Source organism: Spiroplasma endosymbiont of Cantharis rufa, assembly GCF_964019665.1.
In the GTDB taxonomy this organism is placed as follows: domain Bacteria; phylum Bacillota_I; class Bacilli_A; order Mycoplasmatales; family Mycoplasmataceae; genus Spiroplasma_A.
This window is the reverse complement of record NZ_OZ026459.1, coordinates 571,110-592,305: the sequence shown is the minus strand read 5'-3', so window position 1 is coordinate 592,305 and position 21,196 is coordinate 571,110. Positions and strand designations below refer to the sequence as shown.

Annotated in this window: 19 protein-coding genes; 3 read left to right on the top strand and 16 right to left on the bottom strand. The window is 25.1% G+C overall.

Annotated features, from left to right (window positions below):
• Window positions 1-13 precede the first annotated feature (13 nt).
• The 13 genes from AACL15_RS02595 to udk form a co-directional block, all read right to left on the bottom strand.
• Window positions 14-1,663 (bottom strand): hypothetical protein, encoded by a 1,650-nt coding sequence (locus AACL15_RS02595; RefSeq protein ID WP_339035029.1) that lies wholly within the window; start codon window positions 1,661-1,663, stop codon window positions 14-16.
• Window positions 1,664-2,009: 346 nt separating this feature from the next.
• Window positions 2,010-2,732, bottom strand: a complete 723-nt coding sequence (locus tag AACL15_RS02590; protein ID WP_339035027.1) for an ABC transporter permease — start codon at window positions 2,730-2,732, stop codon at window positions 2,010-2,012.
• The gene (locus AACL15_RS02585) at window positions 2,725-3,063 is read right to left on the bottom strand and encodes an AAA family ATPase (RefSeq protein WP_339035025.1); all 339 of its coding nucleotides are present in this window, start codon (window positions 3,061-3,063) and stop codon (window positions 2,725-2,727) included. The genes AACL15_RS02590 and AACL15_RS02585 overlap by 8 nt, the downstream gene beginning before the upstream one ends.
• A 3-nt stretch (window positions 3,064-3,066) precedes the next feature.
• Window positions 3,067-3,393: an ATP-binding cassette domain-containing protein gene (locus AACL15_RS02580; protein ID WP_339035023.1), complete on the bottom strand. Its 327-nt coding sequence runs from the start codon at window positions 3,391-3,393 to the stop codon at window positions 3,067-3,069.
• Window positions 3,394-3,572: 179 nt separating this feature from the next.
• Entirely contained in the window at window positions 3,573-4,235 is a 663-nt protein-coding gene (gene deoC / locus AACL15_RS02575; protein ID WP_339035021.1) for a deoxyribose-phosphate aldolase, read from the bottom strand.
• Window position 4,236: 1 nt separating this feature from the next.
• Window positions 4,237-5,217, bottom strand: coding sequence for a Gfo/Idh/MocA family oxidoreductase (locus tag AACL15_RS02570; protein WP_339035019.1), 981 nt, complete (start codon window positions 5,215-5,217; stop codon window positions 4,237-4,239).
• On the bottom strand, window positions 5,210-5,788 hold the full coding sequence (locus AACL15_RS02565; RefSeq protein WP_339035017.1) for a hypothetical protein: 579 nt from the start codon (window positions 5,786-5,788) through the stop codon (window positions 5,210-5,212). Before AACL15_RS02565 ends, AACL15_RS02570 begins: the two co-directional genes overlap by 8 nt.
• Window positions 5,778-6,920 carry an N-acetylglucosamine-6-phosphate deacetylase gene (nagA, locus tag AACL15_RS02560; protein WP_339035015.1) on the bottom strand — a complete coding sequence of 381 codons (1,143 nt, stop codon included), beginning with the start codon at window positions 6,918-6,920 and terminating at the stop codon, window positions 5,778-5,780. The genes AACL15_RS02565 and nagA overlap by 11 nt, the downstream gene beginning before the upstream one ends.
• A gap of 74 nt (window positions 6,921-6,994) precedes the next feature.
• On the bottom strand, window positions 6,995-9,205 hold the full coding sequence (locus tag AACL15_RS02555; protein WP_339035013.1) for an AAA family ATPase: 2,211 nt from the start codon (window positions 9,203-9,205) through the stop codon (window positions 6,995-6,997).
• Window positions 9,206-9,281: 76 nt separating this feature from the next.
• A complete protein-coding gene (gene parC, locus AACL15_RS02550) occupies window positions 9,282-12,098 on the bottom strand; it encodes a DNA topoisomerase IV subunit A (RefSeq protein WP_339035011.1) in 2,817 nt (938 codons plus the stop codon).
• 12 nt (window positions 12,099-12,110) lie between these two features.
• Window positions 12,111-13,097 carry a hypothetical protein gene (locus AACL15_RS02545; protein ID WP_339035009.1) on the bottom strand — a complete coding sequence of 329 codons (987 nt, stop codon included), beginning with the start codon at window positions 13,095-13,097 and terminating at the stop codon, window positions 12,111-12,113.
• 25 nt (window positions 13,098-13,122) lie between these two features.
• Window positions 13,123-15,057, bottom strand: a complete 1,935-nt coding sequence (gene parE / locus AACL15_RS02540; protein WP_339035007.1) for a DNA topoisomerase IV subunit B — start codon at window positions 15,055-15,057, stop codon at window positions 13,123-13,125.
• Between the two features lie 194 nt (window positions 15,058-15,251).
• Window positions 15,252-15,875 (bottom strand): uridine kinase, encoded by a 624-nt coding sequence (gene udk / locus AACL15_RS02535; RefSeq protein WP_339035005.1) that lies wholly within the window; start codon window positions 15,873-15,875, stop codon window positions 15,252-15,254.
• 104 nt (window positions 15,876-15,979) lie between these two features.
• On the opposite strand from udk, the gene AACL15_RS02530 reads away from it, so the two are divergent.
• The 3 genes from AACL15_RS02530 (at window position 15,980) to AACL15_RS02520 (ending at window position 18,005) form a co-directional block, all read left to right on the top strand.
• Entirely contained in the window at window positions 15,980-16,582 is a 603-nt protein-coding gene (locus AACL15_RS02530) for an FMN-dependent NADH-azoreductase (RefSeq protein ID WP_339035003.1), read from the top strand.
• Window positions 16,583-16,672: 90 nt separating this feature from the next.
• Window positions 16,673-17,635 (top strand): GMP reductase, encoded by a 963-nt coding sequence (locus tag AACL15_RS02525; protein ID WP_339035001.1) that lies wholly within the window; start codon window positions 16,673-16,675, stop codon window positions 17,633-17,635.
• Window positions 17,636-17,828: 193 nt separating this feature from the next.
• Window positions 17,829-18,005, top strand: a complete 177-nt coding sequence (locus AACL15_RS02520) for a hypothetical protein (protein ID WP_339031060.1) — start codon at window positions 17,829-17,831, stop codon at window positions 18,003-18,005.
• 50 nt (window positions 18,006-18,055) lie between these two features.
• On the opposite strand, the gene AACL15_RS02515 is transcribed toward AACL15_RS02520, so the two are convergent.
• From AACL15_RS02515 to AACL15_RS02505, 3 genes are all read right to left on the bottom strand, one after another.
• Complete coding sequence (locus AACL15_RS02515; RefSeq protein WP_339034999.1) at window positions 18,056-19,372, bottom strand: hypothetical protein; 1,317 nt, start codon at window positions 19,370-19,372, stop codon at window positions 18,056-18,058.
• Between the two features lie 56 nt (window positions 19,373-19,428).
• Window positions 19,429-20,529, bottom strand: a complete 1,101-nt coding sequence (locus tag AACL15_RS02510; RefSeq protein WP_339034997.1) for a hypothetical protein — start codon at window positions 20,527-20,529, stop codon at window positions 19,429-19,431.
• Window positions 20,530-20,869: 340 nt separating this feature from the next.
• A complete protein-coding gene (locus tag AACL15_RS02505) occupies window positions 20,870-21,103 on the bottom strand; it encodes a hypothetical protein (protein WP_339034996.1) in 234 nt (77 codons plus the stop codon).
• Window positions 21,104-21,196 lie beyond the last annotated feature (93 nt).

Genomic DNA, 21,196 nt, shown 5'->3' with positions numbered 1-21,196 from the left:
TATTAATAATAGACTAAACATTTAACATACTTGTTAAATTAAAAAGAGGTTCAATATTATTACAAAAAACTTCGTTTCACATTACTTTATCATCGTAATTATAATATTTATTAAATTTCTCCATTTTAATTTTTCTATTTTGTTTTAATTCATCCATTTCAATAATTAATTCATCATATTTTTGATATAAATAATCTAATTTTTGGTTTTCAAGTAAGGTTATATAATTGCTTGAATCATTAGAAATATCTTCAATTCGACTTTTGCTAATCATTGGAAGTGAAATAAGTGAATTAGGTAAAATATTAAATTGCTCTTTTAAATTATTATTATTTATTGTTATATTATTAATTTCTTCATTAAGTAAGATGTTTTCTTTTGAGATGCTAAATATCATTTCGTTTTTATTATATACATCATTATCAAGTGAAATAATACTAGAATTTACTTCTTTAATTGAATTTTGAATCTGGTTATTATGTTCTCTAGTAATTGAATTTATATACTCATTTTTATAGTCTCTTATACTTGTATATTGCAATGTCATCATTGCAATTGAAATGGCTGCTGTAAAAAGATTAATTCCTGCAATAGTTGCTATAAACTTAATTGAAATATTTGTAATCTTATATAATATATGTAACTTAAGTCTAGATGAAAAATTTTGAAATATATTGAAAAAAAAGTAAGCTGATTTTATTTCTTTTGAAATATCTTTTCAATCTTCGGTGCTGTTTTCATTACTAATTTCTATTTCTTTTTTTAATTGTTTTATATTGTAATCTAATAAAAAAGATAAAGAAGATGCAGCAATTGCTGCTGCAGTCCCAGCAATAAATGCTCCTGGAGAAACAAAAGGAATAAATGTCATTATTGCAGAAGCAGCAGCTATACTTGCAGATGTTGTTGCAGATATATATGCTAAATCAACTTCATTTCATGCTTTTTTTATATTAATAAAATAATTATCATCAAATATAAAATTTTTTTCAAGAAATACAATTTCCTTTTGAGCATTTTTTATCAGTTGACTTTTAATTTTTATTTCTTCTCTTATTTTTAAAATTTTAGAATTATTCATTTGTATTTTTTCATTACGTTTTTCAATTTCTTTTCTATATATTATTTGTTTTAAATTAAACAAGTTAAACAAGTTAAAAACTGCTTTATAAATTAAATCTAAATATTCATAAATTAAATCATATTTTATTACATTATTCAAATTTAATCAAGAATTCAAATTATTTTTCATATAAATAGCTTGCAAATATTCATAATTGTTTTCATCAAAATTAAAATAATTCAAATATTCTGATGAATCCCTTTCTAATACGCTTTTAACATTATTAATATCAAAACTCAGTTGTTCTAAGGAATAATTATTATTTACTCTTCTCATTGATATTTCATTTTGAACTTCCATTATATTAAATGGTAAATTACTTGTATTTTTGTTGCTATCATACCCATTTATTTTACTTATAGATTCAATATATCTTTTTTTTGTTTTAAAACTTATCTTGGCTTTGTCAAAAGAATCATTAATATCTTTAATAGTAGAAAAATTACTCCTTTTAATATATTTTAAATTAGTTTTATAAAAATTTGATATTACTAAAATTGGTGCTGCTATAGATGAAATACCAATAATTAAAGAACCCATTACACAGTAAACCCATTTTTTATTAAAATTTATTTTCATTTTACATGTTTTCTTTCTAAAAGAGTAAATAATATATATTAAAAGCATTATTTAATAAATAATTATTAACACTAATATGATACAACAAGTATAATTAAATTTTAAATAAAAAAAATTAAAATAATCTTACCTATTTTAATTTAGTGAATTTGTATTATAAAAACTATTATTCCATATTATCACTTTTTACCTATAATTATAGGAATTCTTAATAATTCTCTATGTAAGTTAATATGCGATAGAGTATAAATTTTTCACCATTTATTTAGTTTATTAATATACCTTCCTTTTAAATAAGTAAATTTGCTTATTTTTTGAATATTTTTAATGAAAGATACAAAAAATAACTTAAAGTCACTATTCAACCCGATGTTACAAATCCAGCAATTAGTAATTTTGTTGTAGATAATTCTATTGATCCAACAACATGACTGTAGAACATATATAAACATCCAAAAGGAGTTAATACTTCTATATAATAGAAATTTTGATTTTCTCTCATTAAACTTTGCAATGGAATAATTAAACCTGATAAAAACAAAAATACATAAAATAATAGCATTGAAAAAGGAATTATAGAGTTAATAGAAGTAACTAAAGATCCCAAAATTATAGCTATCATAAAAGCTAATGAATAAGAAATAATTGGAAATGTTAATAGCATTAAAATAGCTATATAATTAATATTTACTTTGAAAACCAATATTGTAATTAAAAAAATTATCAAAGAAACAAATATAAATATAATTAAATTAACTAAGTATAAAGCAATAGTATATCTTTTTATCGCCCCTTGAATGATTAAATAATGCTTAATTCTTTTTTCAACTTTATCTGAACAAAAATAAATGCTTATAGGAATAATTGTTCCAGTTAAAGATATTAACAATATTATTCCCATTATTCCATAATGCAAATATTCCCTTCCAAGTAATAGTCCAAAAATTATTATTAATGCAATAGGAAAAACCACAGAAAAAATTCAATTAATTGGAGTTTTTATGACTCTTAAAAGTTCAACTTTAAACATCTTCTTTAACCATCTCTTCTAATATTCTTACTCTTTCCTGGTATCTTCCTTCTAATTTAAAGTCTCTGATAATTTTTCCCTTTTCTAAAAAAATAACTCTATTACAAATTTTTGCAACTTCCTCAGGATTATGTGAGACTAATAATAAATTAATTTCATTATTTTGATAGACATAATTATAAATAATATCAATTATTTTAATTCTTCATTTGTAATCAAGTGAAGTTGAAATTTCATCCAAAACTAAGAAATTAGGTTTATTTAATAAAGCAATTAAGAATTTAAATTTTTGTTGTTGACCTGCTGAAATTTTTTTAAACTTATTATTCATAATTTATTTTAATTCAAAATTATTAAAATAGTTATTATGATCCAAATTAATTTTATATAATTTGCAATATAAATAAAAAATATCTTTTAAACTAATGTCTGTATTAAAATTTGAATCTTGAAAAACAGCATTATAAATATATTTTTTATCACAATAAAAATTTCCTTTATATGAATTTTTTAAATTTAAAATTAATTCTACAAGAGTTGTTTTACCTGCACCATTTAATCCCATAAATGCTATTCTTTCACCATCATTAATAATAAAACTTTCGATATCAAGAACTTTATTTTTTTTATAATAATATTTAAGCTTAGTTAACTTAATCATTTTCTCTCTCCTTCTATAATGATTAGATTGTTATTGAAAATATTTTTGGCAATTAAAAATAATGCCAGTAATACATAATTTTAAAACATAAAGAAATTTGCAAGAAATTAAATAATTAAAACTTTATTAAAATAAAAAAATAAAACTTTATGTTAAAAGTTTTATTTTAATTATTAATTTTAATACCCATTCTTATGTTCTTCACCTTTAACGATTGCAACTCCACCACTTGTTCCTAAACGTGACGCACCATTTTCAATCATTTGTATAGCATCATCATATGTTCTAACTCCACCAGCTGCTTTAACTTTTGCATTATCTTTTACAATTGACTTCATCAATGAAACATCTTTAAAAGTAGCACCTCCTGATGAAAAACCTGTTGAGGTTTTTACAAATTCTAAATTTGCTTTCAATGCCAATTCACAACATTTAATAATTTCTTCTTGTGTCAATAAACAATTTTCTAAAATTACTTTTACACAATTATTTGGTGCTGCTTTTTTTACAGCAACCATATCATTTAAAACCAAATCTCAATTAGCATCTTTTACTGCTCCTACATTTATTACCATATCGATTTCACTTGCACCATTTTCAATTGCTTGTTTTGTTTCAAAAACTTTTACTTCACTTGTTGTTGCTCCTAATGGAAATCCCACAACAGTTGTTATGCCAACATTACTTCCTTTTAATAAAGATTTTGCATAAATTATATGACTTGGATTAATGCAAACTGTTGCAAAGTCATATTCTTTTGCTTCAATACATAATTTTTCTATTTCAACTTTTTTAGCATCCGCTTTTAATAAAGTATGATCAATATACTTATTTAATTTCATCTTAAATTTCTCCTGGCTTTTCTTGATTTTTTTCAACAAGATTTAAAACTCTTATTGTTTCACAACTAATATCTAATAAATAATCTCTTAAATTAAAATCATTTTCAGCTATCATTTTTAAGAAAACTGATATTTCATATTCAAATAAATCTTTATCATTTTCAGTTTTATGAATTACTTCAGCTTCATTTGAATTTGTTTTATAAACATTGATTTCTTCTAATTCTATAACATTTTTAAACGTCATAGTTGCAATATCTGATAGTAACTCATTTTCAATTATTCCCCTACTTGCTTTACTACAAACTATATTTGTTAAGACATCACTATCATGTTTTAAAATAACACAATCATTCATCCCACTTCCATTACCAAGTCTCTGACCCATTGATTTAACTTCAATAACTGGCCCAAAAAGAGCAATACTCAATTCAACTGGATAAATTAACATATCATAAGTTGAACCCTTCCCAAGTTTTGAATCAAAAACTGAATCATATTGTCCCATTTTAACTTGAGCCATTCTTGAAGAATAACGATTTAAATTTAAATTAGCAATAAATGGTTGATAGTTTTTAACAAACTTAAATAAATGAGAAATTTGCGGACAGTGAAATGTTTTATAAGCTTCCATTAAAAAAACATTATTTCTTTTTGCAATCTCTGCTATCTCAAGTGCTTGTTCAAAAGATAGTGTCAATGGTTTTTCAAGTAAAACATGTTTTTGTTGCGTTAAAAAATATTTAGCTTGCTCATAATGCAAGCCATTTGGTGAGGCAATATAAACTGCATCAACTTCATCTAACATTTGATCAAAATTATCAACAGCTCTAGCATATAGTTTATGATCACGAATAAAATCTTTTGCTCTAGTCTTGTCTCTTGAATAACAACATACAACTTTACAATTTGGATTTTTTACTGCAGCACTTATAAACTGCTGTGTAATTTTTGAAGTACCAATTGTTCCAAACTTAATCATGTTCTTCCTCCTGCATAAATGGATTAAAATCCTCATCTTCTTTTTCTATTACTTTTGATTTTTCTTTACTAACTTTGAGTTTAATTTTTTCCTCTTGTTCAAATCATAATTTATTTGCAATTACTTGTTCTGATAATCTTGAAAAGCTTTCTAGTATTGAAATAACTACTCCCAAAATTAATTGAACTATAATAAATACTATAACCATTACATAAATATTTTTTGAAACAAAGAATATAGTCAGAATATCAATAATTGAAAGAATAAAAATAGTTAAAATAAATATTGAACATAAAAGTATTTGAATTTTTTCTCTTCTAATATAATTATAGTTTAATTTTTTGTTAACATTTCTTCTAACAAAAAAGAAAATTAATAAACTTGCAATAGATGATAAAAATAATAAAATTTGAATTGCAAAATAGGTTTTGTTATCTATTAATAAATTTTGTCCATCACTTTTAAAAACATTAATAAATGATATTAATGAAATTGAATAATTAAAAATTAATCCTAAAGTTAATAAAAATTTTATCATAGTAAAACTTCTTGGATTAACTTTATTTTTCATAAACCTTTTCACCTTCTACAAATGTTTTTAAAACTTCTAATTTTTTATTTAAAACAACTAAATCAGCAAATTTATTTTTTTCAATACTTCCTCTTTTATTATAAATTTTTAATTGCTTTGCAATATTGATTGAAGTCATTTTAATTAATTCTGTCATTTTAATTTCAGGATTTGCTTCAAGCATTACTCTAATATTAAAATCATAAGTTGCTCCTGCTCCTGCTAAAACACCACTATCTTTTAATGAAACTCTCATTCCCTTTTTAATTACTTCTAAATTTCCTAATTTATATTCACCGTCATCTAATCCTTTGGCATTCATAGCATCTGTTATAATGCAAATATTATCTGCTCCTTTAATCTTATAAATTAATTTTAAAGTATCTTTTTCAATATGAATTCCATCAGTTATTACTTCACATAAAATATCATCTTTATACAAACTAAAAGTTGCAAGCCCTGGTTCATAATGACTAACTCCACTCATTCCATTAAATAAATGAGTTACATGTCTAAAACCAATTTTATAATCTTTTTCACATTGAGCAAAACTCATGTTTGTATGACCAACACTTGGTAAAATATTATTTTCTAATAAATATTTGGTAAAACTACCATCTTGTAAGTCAGCTGCATAAGTCATAATTCTTATACTATCATTTGATGCATTAACCAAGTCCTTTAAATAGTCAATATTTGGATTTGTTAATAAAGATACTTCATGCGCTCCTTTTTTTTCTTTTGATATGAAAGGACCTTCCATATGTAAGCCCAAACATTTTGATCCTAACTTTTGATTTTCCATAAATTTACTAAATTCTTTTAAATACTTAATATTATTTTCCTTAGAATTGGTAACACTAGCTTGAACATAACTTGTAATACCCTCCTTTGATACACTTTTTGAAAAATTTTCAAAAGCGCTTATCGTACCATTCTCAAAGTCGTAACCATAACCACCATGAACATGACAGTCAATAAATCCAGGTAAGAGTCAATTACCTTCAATATCAATACCTTCCAAATTAGTTTTACCCTTATTAATCGATTTAATAATTTTATTTTCTATTTCTAATCAACCATTTTCAATTACTTCATTCTCAATTACAATTTTAGCATTCTTTATAATCATATTTTAGCTCCTAACAACTATATTTTAAGTCAAAAAGTGAAAACTTTATTAAAGAAATTAAATAATTCAAGATTTTATTGCTCTTTTAATAACATAATTGCTTCTTTTAAAGTAGTTAATCTTGGTTTTGGATTCCTATTACAAGCTTTTATAAAAAGTAATTGATCTGAAATTATAAACAAATTTTGTTTTGCTCTGGTAATAGCAGTATACAACATTTTCTTATTAAGTATAAAATTAGAGTTTCTATTATTTCCATCTAAAATAATAATTGTATTTTTATATTCGCTTCCTTGAGTTTTATGAATTGAACAAGCATAGCTCAATTTAACTTTTTGAAATGAACTTAATCCCATTTCTATTTCTCTTTCGTTAAAAACAATCTTTGCAGTTTTTAATTTATCACCAATGAAATTTAATTCTTTAATATAGCCTACATCTCCATTTGAAAGTTCATAGATTGGGTCATTTTCAATATACATAACTTTATCATTTACTCTAAACTCTAAATCATATCTTTTATAAGCTTTTGATTTTGAAGGATTAACTAGACTTTGAATAATGCTATTTAAATTATCAATACCTAAATTTTCTTTATACATTGGAGCAATAATTTGCAAATCATTTAATTGATCTTCAATATTTGTTGGATTTAAATTACTATACGTCTCTTTTAAAATATTGACAACATGATCATAGTCCTTTGAAAAAGTGAACTTAACATTTGAAGTATTTTCAAAATTAAAATTATTAATAGTTTCATTTTTAATTGCATCTGAAAGTTCAATAATAGAATTAATCTCTCCTTCACTATTTAATTGTCGATTATTTTTAATAAGTCTTGTTGTTTTAAAATAATTGCTAACAATTAAATCTTCATAAAGATTACCATAACTAACACTTGGTAGTTGTTCAACATCTCCTACTAATAGCATTTTTTTAATACCCTTTACTCCTCTTAAAAGCGAAGCAAATAAATGATTATCTATCATTGAACATTCATCAATAACAACTAAGTTTTTAAATATTGGTTTAGATTCATTTGCTTCAAAAATATCATTACCAGAATATTGCAATAATCTATGAATTGTTGAAGTTTTGTATCCTGAGTCATCTTTTATTTTTCCTGCTGCTCTACCAGTCGGCGCAGTTAGCGCAAAATTATTATCGTTATAGACTAGTTCATACATTTTTACAATTCCAGTAATAACTGTTGTCTTACCAGTGCCAGGTCCTCCTGTTATTATTGAAATATCATTTTCCATAAAATTTTTAATTGCTTCTACTTGTTCGTTATTATATTTAAAATTTTTAATTCCACTTCTAGTAGAAATAAAATTTTCAACTTCCTCTAATTTCTCTTGAAAGTTAAATTCTTTTTTTAAATAGTTAGTTCTATTTAGCAAGTCAAATAATTCTTTTGCAATAAATTGTTCATCTTCATAACTTTCTTTGGTATATATTTTTTGATTTTTAAAATAAATAATTTTTTGATTTTTTGCATAAAGAAGTTTGTTTTTAATTTCTTCATCACTTAAATTAAAATGTGTTTTCATTTTTTTAAGCAGCTGATTTATTTCAGTAAAAGTATTCCCCTCTTTAAAAAGAATTTCTTTTACAAACTCATTTGCAAATCAAGAAACTCTTTTTTCATCATTTTCTTCCATACCAAAAGTTGTACAGACTCTGTCAACTTCATAAAATGGCTGCATTCCTTTTTCATTTGCATAACTATAAAAATCTTCTCTTAAAATTTGTTCAATAAAATTAATATCTTCTTCTTCCTTTTGCAATAAATTTAAAAATTCTATTTTTAAATTATTTTCCACAAATATATCCAAAATTTTTGTATCACCAAATTTTGAAATGACTACATCATAAATTATTTCTGCTTTTGCTTGCGTCATATCTTTTATATTAAATAACTCAGCTTTATTATTCATTATTTTTGCAAAAACATCATCTTTAAAATATTCAACAATATTTTTTGCTAAATTTTTTCCAACTGTTGGAAAAATTGGTGAACTTAGATACTTAATTAAACCATCTTGATCAAAAGTTTTGACTTGACTAAAACTTTTTATTGATAAGCTTTTTTGATTTCTTTTTGTATCATCAACTTCTTCTCCACTAACTTCATAAATAATACCAATTTTCATCATGCCAATTGGTCCTGTTATTACAATTGATTTTTTTTCATCACTAAACAAAACAAAAATTGCTATTGCATAGCCATTATCTGATTTAAAAATAAATTTTGACACTTTACCTTTGTACTGTTTCATGTTTCTTACTTTCTAAAATTAAATTATATTAATTTAATTTAATCATAATTAAAATAAAAAAACACATAAAGTGTTTCTAAATTAAGTCTTCTAAATCTAATTTAAGTTCACTAGTTTCTTCATCACTAATACTTACTTTTTTACTTTCATTAGATTCTCTTGATTCCTTGATCATTTCTTCTTGAAACTCTTCAGATATTATTTCTTCTTCAACTTCATCAAGAACTATTTCATTTTTAACTTCATCAAAAATTACTTCATCTTCAACTTCATCAAAAATTACTTCATCTTCAACTTCATCAAAAAGTACTTCATCTTCAACTTCATCAAAAATTACTTCCTCTTCAACTTTACTATTTAGATTTTTTGATTTTTCAATTTTATTAACCGCTGTTTTTTTAGCGGCTAACTGCTTTTTTACATTCACAACTTTCTTTGGTTCTTCATCATCTCCACCTTTTGGAGTTGGTGGTACATCATTATTATTAATAATGAATGATTTTTCTAAAGTTGTTGTAATTATTTCAGCCATATCTAAATCTTCTGGTACATCTTCTAAGTCAGCAAATTTAAAGTTTTTAACATTTAATTGTATTAAATTATCTTCTTCATCTAAAATATTTAAAATATCATTTGTTTGGATGTTATATAAGAATGTCGCAAATTCATCACGTTTTTTATTTCAAGGATATAATCTAACTCCTCTCTTTGGTCTTGCCATAATTGGAACATGATCTTGTTTAATTTTTTTAACATTTCCTTTATTTGTAATAATTAAAACATCACCTTTACCAAACGCTTTACCAGCAACGATATCTTCATCTTTTACTACAGTTGACTTAACTCCTTTTGCATTAGGACCTGCTGAAGGTATTTCAGAAATGTCATATCTAACAGCAAAACCTGTTCTTGTTAACATTGTTGCAGATTTTGTTTTTGAAGTTACAAGTGAAGCTGAAACAAGTTCATCTTCATTTTGTAATTTAATAATTCTAAAAGGTTTTGAAAACATTTTAGTTTCTAGATCTTCAACTGGGGTACGTTTTATCATTCCCTTTTTAGTTGCTAAAAGTATTTCCTGTTTTGCATTTTTAAATTGCTTAACAACAAATGCAGCAAGAATTCTTTCATTTCCAGAAATTGTTGCAACTTTATTTATATGCATTCCAATTTCTTTTCATTTACTTGGAATAATTTTATAAACAGGAATTGAATAATATGTTCCTGCACTTGATACAAGTAAAATAAAATCTAAACTTGATGCTGGAACTTGTGATATTCAAATATCATTTGGTTTACGTTTGAAATCTTCCATTGAATTTTTTCCCAATTGAGAGTCTTCAATTGCTTTTAAATAACCATCTTGTGATATTCAAATTGTGTAATCTTTTTGTACAATTGTTTTTTTGATTTCAACTTCAATATTTTCAATTTCACTAACAACTTGACTTCTTCTTGGAACACCAAATTCTTTTTTGGTTGCTGTCAACTGTTCAATTATTTTATCATCAAGTACTTTCACATCACCTAAAATTGCCTTATAACCTTCAATTAAAAATGATAATTCTTTTTTCTCTTCTTCTAATTTAACAATATCAGTTGAAGTTAATCTATATAGTCTTAAATCAACAATTGCTATTGCTTGAGTCTCACTAAATTGATATTTTTCAATTAAGTTTGCAATGGCATCACTTCTATTTGAAGAATGCCTAATTATTTTAATAACTTCATCAAGAATTGAAATAGCCTTAATTAGCCCTTCAATAATTTCCAATCTTTTTTCTGCTTTTTCTAAATCAAATTTAGTTTTTCTTGAAAAAATTTCTTTGTAATGTTTGATATAAGCAGTAATAATATCAATTATTCCTAACTGTTTTGGTTGTTTTTCAACAATCACAACATTATTATAGTTATATGAAATTTGTAAAGGAGTATTTTTCAATAAAAATTTTCTTGTAATTTCATAATCAGCTTTAGGAGAAAGTTCAATTACAATTCTTAAACCAGTTCTATCAGTTTCATCACGAACTTCTTTTACTTCTAGATGAGGATTTGCATCAACAACATCTCCCATTTTTTTAACAAGATCTTGTTTAATAATTTCATAAGGAATTTCATCAATAACAAGATTGTCACCTTCTCTATGAATTTTTGATTGAACAATTACTCTTCCTTTACCAGTTGAAAATGCAGAATCAATTCCTTCTTGACCCATAACAATTCCCCCTGTCGGGAAGTCGGGTCCTTTAACAATTTTTGAAATATCACTTAATTTTATTTTGGGGTTTTTAATAGTTGCAATAACTGCATCTATTATTTCAATACTATTATGAGGAGGCATATTTGTTGCATAACCAGCAGCAATTCCTGTAGCACCATTTACCAAGATATTTGGAAAATATCCTGGTAAAACTGTTGGTTCTCTTTCAGAATCATCATAGTTTGGTGCAAAGAGAACTGTATTTTTTTGCAAATCAGCTAAAATAATACTTGATATTTTAGCCAGTCTTGTTTCAGTATAACGCATAGCAGCAGCACTATCTCCATCGATAGAACCATTGTTACCGTGCATATCAACTAAAGGAATATTTAATTTTCATGGTTGACTCATACGAACTAAAGCATCATAAACAGATGTATCTCCATGAGGGTGATATTTACCAATTACATCTCCAACGACACGAGCAGATTTTTTATAAGCTCTGTCATGAGTTAAATTTATTTCATTCATTGTAAATAAAATACGTCTTTGTACTGGTTTTAAACCATCTCTTACATCAGGTAAGGCTCTTTCTTGAATAATATACTTAGCATATCTTCCAAATCGATCACCCATTAAGTCTTCAAGCGCGAAATTAATTATTCCTTTTTCCTCTTTATTATTATTTGACATTTTTATATCCTCCTAGTTTATATCAAAGTCCATCTCACTAATATCAGTGTTAATGAAGTCGATAATATTTAAATTTTTAATTGTTTTTCTACCCTCATATGATAATTCTCAAAGTCCTGTGATAGAATTTTGAACATACAATTTTGGATTATTTTTTGATACTAAACTTCTTCCAAGATTTGCCATTATTTTACTTACTTCTTCATCTTTTCTAATTTGAATATAGATTTTTTCTAATTCTTCAATTTCATTAATATTAGCTTCTAAACTAACTTCATTAACTTTATTTTTATCTTCAGCTGCTAAACCAAAATCTATTGTGGCATAACCATTATAATACATTATTTTATCATCTACTTCAATTGATGAAATATATCTTGGAATACCTTCTATTTTCATAATTTTTTTTGCAAGCATATTAATTGATTTTAATGAATCATCAATTTTTACAATTACTTCTTCAAGATTGAGTCCAAAAATCTCAACTGCTCGATCTTCTTCAACTGCAACTGAACGCAAGTTAATAAAGATATTGAAAATGTCTATTCTCGTGGAACTTATCTCTTTTAAAACTTCTTTTGATTTTAAAAGAATTGGTCCTGTTGTTGGGTTTAAATAATATGAATCAGTGAATTCATCATAGACAAGAATACCCACATGTGGCTTAGATATTTCTCTGGCTTTTTGCATAACACTTTTAGATTTTTCAAGAAATTTATTTATTGTTTTTATTAATCAGTTTACTTCTTTATCATTTTCTACATTTATTTCAATTCATTGTTCAGTTGCTAAAGATGTGGCTGAAAAATCATTTTCAGCATAGTCTGTACTTTTTAATTCAAAAAAAAGGATAGGTTCTTTCAGTTCATAATAAAAAGAAAATGTATTAAAAATATCTCCATATCTTTTAATTTCCTTATTTATTTTATTATATTCTTCAATTTTTTGAATAATAATCTTTGCCTTTTGTGCAAAAGAAAGTTTATTTTCCACATTCACCACATCCATCCTAGCAACTGTTTAACTAAATAAATTCCGTATTTTCTTCAAGTGTAAATTTAACATTTTCTTCAATTCATTCTTTTCTTTTTTCAGAATTATCACCCATTAGAGTTCTAAAAGAATTTTCAGCAGCTAGTGCATCATTAATTGTTACTTGTATTAATTTTCTATGTTCTGGATCCATTGTTGTTTCTCAAAGTTGATTAGCATTCATTTCTCCCAACCCTTTGTATCTTTGAATCTCAATTTTAGCTTTATTTTTTTTCATATGACTTGCTAATTCTTCTTCTGTTCATAAATACATAAAGTCCTTTTTATTTGAACCTGTTGTGATCTTAAACAATGGAGGCATTGCGATGTAAATGTTTTTATTGACAATCAATTCTTTCATATAACGATAAAAGAAAGTAAGCAATAAAGTTTGAATATGAGCACCATCGGTGTCAGCATCTGTCATTAAAATTATTTTTCCATAATTGATATCACTAATATCAAAATCACTTCCAATACCAGCACCAATTGCATTAATTATTGTTGTTATTTCTTCATTTTTAAGCAAATCAATTAATTTTGTTTTTTCAGCATTTATTACCTTACCTCTTAACGGTAAAATCGCTTGAAATTTTCTATCTCTTCCAGATTTTGCACTTCCACCAGCTGAATCCCCTTCAACTAAATATAATTCATTTTCTTGTTTATTTTTTCCTTGTGCTGGAGTTAATTTTCCAAGCATTGTTCTTGATTTTGATTTTGATTTTTGATCTCTAACTGCTTGTCTTGCTTTTCTTGCTTCTTCTTTTGCTCTTCGAGCCAATAATGCTTTTTCAATAATTGAAATAGCAATTGTTTTATTCTCTTGCAATCAAAAACTAAAATGCTCTTCTGTTACTTTTTCACAAGCATACTTAGCTTCACTTGTTCCTAATTTTCCCTTTGTTTGACCTTCATATTGAATTAAACTTTCTGGAATTTTTACAGTTACAATTGCAATTAAACCTTCTTTAATATCTGATGAATCTAATTTTTTATCTTTTTCTTTCAAAATACTTTGAGATTTACCATATTCATTTAAGGCTTTAACCATTCCTGTTCTAAAACCAGTTAAATGAGTTCCCCCATCACTTGTTTTAACATTGTTGGCAAATCCTAATACTGTTTCTGAGAAATCAGTTGTATAAGTTAAAGCAATTTCAACATCAATATTTTGTTCACTACCTTTTAACATAATTGGTGAACATAAAGCTTTTTGATCACCTCTTAGTTCATTAACAAATTCTGTTAATCCATTTTCATATAAGTATTCAATATACTTATCACTTCTATTATCTTTTAAAGTTAATTTAAGCCCAGAATTTAAAAGCGCTGATTCTTTTAATCTTTCACTAATTGTTGAAAATGAAAACTTTGTTGTTGAAAACATTGTTTCATCTGGTAAGAAATTAACAATTGTTCCGGTTTGTTTTGAAGTTCCAGTTTGTTTTAACTGATCAACTAATTTTCCCCCATGAGCAAACTTAATTTGTGATATAAGTCCATCTCTGTGAATTATTACTTTAAATTTAGATGATAGTGCATTAACAACTGATGAACCAACTCCGTGTAATCCTCCAGAAGTTTTATAACCATCACCACCAAATTTTCCCCCAGCATGTAATACTGAGAAAATAATTTCTGGTGTTGATTGACTTGTTCCTTTATAACTTCCAATTGGAACCCCTCTACCATTATCTTTTACTGTCACTGAACCGTCTTTTTCAATTGAAACATTAATTTCACTACACACTCCAGCAAGAGCCTCATCAATTGAGTTATCAACTATTTCTCAAACTAAATGATGTAAACCCCTTGAATCAGTTGAACCAATATACATACCAGGTCTTTTTCTAACTGCTTCTAGACCTTCTAATATTTGAATACTATCTTCTGTATACGATAAATTCTTATTGTTTTCAGCCATATTTTACCTCATTGTTTCATAATAGAATTAATATATCACATTTCATTAAAAAATGTCAATTTAATCAAAAACCCTTTAAAATAGGCACTTATCTTCGAAATAGTTAGTTTTTACGATAAAAAACACTTAATGTGAGAAAAGTTTTAATAAAAAAAAGAGTTTTGTGACTCCTTTCTTCTCAATTATAAATGATTTTACTTTTTCAATAAACTGCTAATTTTTGCAGCTACTAAATCAATTGCAATATTATTACCCTCATAATAAGGAATTATTAAATCAGCATGTTCAATTGAAGGCTCTACAAAAAATTTATACATAGGTCTTACAGTATTTAAATATTGATTTGTAATGTCATCTAGTTTTCTTCCACGTTCATTGACATCACGCATAAGTCTTCTAATAAAGCGAATATCATCATCTGTTCTAATAAAAATTTTGATATCGCCTCTTTTGCGAATTTCTTCAATATGTAATGCTAATATGCCATCTAAAATAACTACATTTGAAGGTTCTACTTTAATAAACTCACCACTTTGTGAGTGAGTTTTAAAATCATAAACTGGTGTTTCAATTGCTTTAAACTGTTTTAAATCATCTAAATGTTTACAAAGCAAGTCGATGTCTAATGAACTTGGATGATCAAAATTTACTAATTGCTTTTCTTCAAAGGTTAAATCACTAAAATCTTTATAGTAACTGTCCATTGTTAAATGCGTTACAGGCTTGTTCATAAAGATTTCATTGGCAATAGTTTGTGCTACAGTAGTTTTTCCACTAGCACTACCCCCTGCTACAATAATTATTGTGACTTTTTTCATATGTACCTCTATATAACCAATTAATATTTTATATTTAATTATTAAAAAAATGAAGTATTTTTGATGAATTTAACTATAAAATTAACTTGATAAAGGAGAAAATTATGGCAAAAAAAATTTTAGTAATCACAGGTACAGTTAGTCCTGTTGAAAAATCATTTTCATTAACTTTAACAAATCGTTTTGTTAAAGAATATCAAACATTAAACCCGCAAGATGAAATTATTCATTTAGATTTAAACAATGAGCAAATGGCTCATAAGACTCTTTCAAGAGAAAACTTTGGTACATATTTTAATGAGCAAGATGCTTTAAAATATATTAATCAGTTAAAAGAAGTTGATAAAGTTGTTATTTCAAGTCCAATGAATAATTTTAATGTTTCAGCTTTAATTAAAAACTACTTAGATCACATATTATTAGCAGATCAAACATTTTCATATAAATATGTTAAACAAGGAGATGCTAAAGGTCTATTAGAACATTTAACAGTACAAATTTTAACAACTCAAGGTGCACCATTTGGATGATATCCATGAGGAAATCACACTGAATTTTTAAAAGGAACTTGAGAGTTTGTTGGTGCAAAAGTTAATCAACCAATTCTGTTTGCAGGAACTAAAATAGCACCTGTTTCAACAACAAATCCAAATGATGCAATGAATGCAATTGCTGATAAAATTATTGAAGCTGCTAAAAAGTTTTAAAATAACCTTAAAGGCTATTTTTTTATTTTAACTAATTTTCTTTTTTAAGCTTTTATTGCTATAATTTCAAAGGAATAAGGAGAAATGTAGATGTACGCTTTTGACTATGAAGATATTCAACTAATACCAAGTATGTGTGTTGTTAAATCAAGAAGTGAATGTAATACTGAAGTTAAACTTGGCAAACATACTTTTAAAATGCCTGTGATGCCTGCAAATATGGCTTCAGTAATTAATGAGCAATTATGTGAGATGTTAGCAAAAAATGGTTACTTTTATGTTATGCATCGTTTCAATGTTGACTCATATGCTTTTGTTAAAAAAATGCTTAAAGCTAATTTAATTGCATCAATTAGTGTGGGAGTTAAACAAGAAGATTATGACTTAATTGAAAAACTTGCTAAAGACAATATCATCCCTGATTATATTACAATTGATATTGCTCACGGCCATTCAGTTAGTGTTAAAAATATGATTGAACATATCAGAAAACATATGAAAAAATCAACTTTCATTATTGCTGGAAATGTTGGAACACCCTATGCTGTTAGAGATTTAGAATTTTGAGGAGCTGATGCAACTAAAGTTGGAGTTGGTCCTGGAAAAGTTTGTATTACTAAATTAAAAACAGGATTTGGAACTGGTGGATGACAGTTGGGTGCTATTAAGTGATGTAGCAAAGCTGCTCACAAACCAATTATTGCTGATGGTGGTTTGCGTGTCAATGGTGATATTGCTAAATCAATTCGTTTTGGAGCTACAATGTGTATGATTGGAAGTTTATTTGCAGCTCATGAAGAATCACCTGGAGCTAATGTTACTGTTGAAGGCGAATTATTTAAAGAATATTATGGTAGTGCCAGTGAATATAATAAGGGTGAAAAAAGATATGTTGAAGGAAAAAAAGAGTTAATTAAAGTAAGAGGAAAATTAATGGAAACTTACAAAGAAATGCAAGAAGATCTGCAATCATCAATATCATATTCTGGGGGAACTAAGCTTAATGATATTAAAAAAGTAGATTATGTAATTTTGAAAACAAGTAACTTCTAATTTGAATATTTCAAATAAATGCACTAAACAGTGCATTTTTATTGACTTTTATTACATTTCAACTCCCCTATCGAATCATTTCAACTCCCCTACTCACACTTTTATAAGATATTAGGTTTTTAAATTATAAAAATATTTAATTAACTTTCTATTTTATAAATATCTAGTAAAATTAATTTGAGGAGTGATTTAAATGAAAGAAAAATGTCAAATTGTAAATTGTAATCAAGATCTAAACTTTATGGATAAAAAAAGAATTTATCAATATGATGAAAATTTAGAAGATGAAACTGCAATTTATGTTTGTGATGAATGTTATAAAAAAAATAAAGCTGAAGAAAATAATATTGATTGAGAACATTCTTCATAATAAAAAAATACTAACTTGGTTAGTATTTTTTTATGTTTAATTTAAACTTCTTAAAAGAAATTATTGCCCTTATTAAACCCAGCAAAGAATTTCATTTTTAAATATTCTTGACCCATATTTGGATGTTGGAATCTAAATTTATTTAAAGCTGAATACAATAATTTTTCTTGTTCATCTAATTTATCAAATCATTGTTTTTGAAATAAAATATTATCTGCCAATATCAGCGAACAATTTGAAATAAAAGCTGCTTCATTTTTTGATTTTAAATGAATAATTTTTAAATACTGTTCAAAGAAAGTATTTAAATTTTCTTTGCTTTTGTCATAAACCATTGTTACAAAAGAATTTGCTTTATCCGAAAACATGACAATAGTTGCAAAATTTTCAGAGATAAAAAAGTTATTAATTGAGTTTACAACCTTAAAATCATCTGGTGTTATTTGTGGTTGAAAGACATCTCTAATTGTAAAATTACTTGTTTTAGGTAAACTAAATTTCACAATCCCAAAGTTCTTGTATTGCCCTTTTAAAGTTTTTACAAAGAAAGTATAAGTTTCTAGTAAAGAACTTACATGATTTGAAACTTTCTTTAAATTATAAATAAACATAGTTTTAACACCATCTTCTTCAATTGAATTAAAGTAGTTTCTAAATTCTTCTTTTAAAGCTTCAAGTTGAACTCTAGAGATGAATAATTTATTTACAATTGTAGGAAAGTTAAATAATAGGATTTCTTCATCACTACTATTTTTTGTAATTTTAATGTCCGCAATTTGATTCATATGTTCTTGACAAAAGCCAAAATACTTAAATTGATTTGGTTCAACTTCTTTGAAAAAAGATTCACCCATTTTATAGTTATTATCAAACACATTTCTTTTATTAGATGTTAAATAATTTGTATGATCTAATTCATTAAAATCATACAAACTATTTTCAACAGCTTTTTGTTCACAATTAACAAAATTACACTTTTCAGTTTTACTCATTTTTTTGTATTTATTTTCAAATAATTGCGAAGAAAATTTTAAGTAATCTTCATACTTATCATTGGCAATAATTGCCTTAATAAAGGGCGTATAACTTGAATTTTTTGTTTCTATTAAGTGTTTTTTGCAACATGCTAAAAATTGCTCTCCACTAAGGCAGAAACATAGTTCTTGGTCCTTAAAAGTAAAAAAATTATAGCCATTTTTAACTAAAAAATTAATATTGTCATTATCTAGAAAATAATTACTAAAAATTGATTCAATAAATCTTTGTGTGTCCTCATTTGATAATTTTATATTTTTAGCTGCCTTATATAAATCTTGCTTACTGACAAGATTTTTTAATAATTCATTTTGTAGTATTTTTTCACCCATAGTAAACCCTCCAATAAAAATAGTTTTTTACATTAACTTTATACATTTCATTAATTTTATTTTCTTTTTTTATTTCATGCAAACTTTGGTTCAACATATTTTGGTTCTACAGCATCCTTTTCAAATATTTTATTATATTTAAGCTCATTTGTAAAAACCAAAGTTGGATCAGCTTTAGCATTAAATTTGCTAACTCCTGAATAATAATTAAAGTTCTTCTTATTTAAAACCAATTTTGTATTAAAAAATTCTATTAATTCTCTTGAATAAACTGCCTTTTCACAATGATTTTCATAGGCAATTTTCCTTATTTCAACAATATCATTTGCTGTTTTTACAGAATAAATTCATTTTAAATCTACTAAATAAACATCAAATAATAAATTAGCAAAATCCTCACGATATTTTTTATTTTCTCTTAATAATGGAACTGTATTTAAAAAATTATCAAAGTGATTATTTCTTAAGAAAAATTCAATTTCATCAGCATAATTGATAATATCACCATCATCAATGCTATAAATTGCTTGACCCAATTTTTTAATAAACTCTTCATCATATCTAAAAGTTGTTTTTAAAACTTCTAGATATCTTTTATACTCTTCTTTTTCTTCTTCTTTAACTTTAACATCTTTATATTCGAAATACTTTTCTCTTAACTGAGCCACAGCATTAATTCCCATAGTAGTTAAAATATCTCTTTTACTTAAGTTAGCTTTAAAGAACTTTTCATAGTGACTTCCAATACCGATTACTTTATCTGTTTTGAACTCTGCTGGCACTAAACTTACAATTGGGAAAATATAAGGATAAATACACTTAATTGAATAATAAAATATTCTAGATTTTCATGCTTTGATAACCCCAAGAGATTTTAAAATTTTATTTAATTGTACTAATTCCTCTTCTTCAATAAAAAATAATGCATCAATTTGCAGATTCATTTCTTTATTTGCTAGCTTTTTTGCAAATTTTGGATAATACTTTTCAAAACTCATATTTGATTCTAATCAAGAACCATTAAATATCTTGTTTAACTCTAAAATATCATTTGCATCACTATATATACCTTGTTTTAAAATATGATCTTCACTTAATGTAAAAGTTTGTTTTCCTGGATGAATAAAATTCTTAGCTATAATCTTTTGTAATTTCATGTTTCTTTCTCCCATTAAGTTAATTTCTTCTATTATATCAAATTTTAATAGGTTTTTAAAGGGGTTATTAATAAGGAATATATAAAGTTTTAGAGTGTATTATTCCTTTTTTTCGAACACCTATATTTTATAACTGACTCTATTATTATTATAAAAATATTGATACATTTTCAAATTATAAAATATAAATAATTTTGATTAGATACATTATTTAATTTAAAAATAACTAATTCCATTTTTTATAGTTAGAATCTAAAATATTCAAAAAGTGCTTTTACCTCAAATTTTTAAAAAAGTCAATAAAAGTTAAACACTCATCCTATTTTCTGAACTAATATAATTATAAATTATCAAATTCTATTTTTTTTAAAATTTGTTCTAATTCTTTCACAAATTCTGATTCTATAGATAATGATGTAGAAGCTCAATTTGAAATTTTCTTTTTATAATCTTTGAAATCAACATTTTTATTTTTAAAATGACTTTCCATTTCTTCTTTTGAATTAAATTCTTTATTATCTATTTTAGCTATATTTGAAAAATACTTATTGAGTTCATTAATTGGAATATACATTTCAATTATATCTTTTTTTAAAGTAACATCACAAGTGCTTGTGTTTTTTTGATCACCATCACCAATTGTTATTATTCTATTTTGAGGATTTAT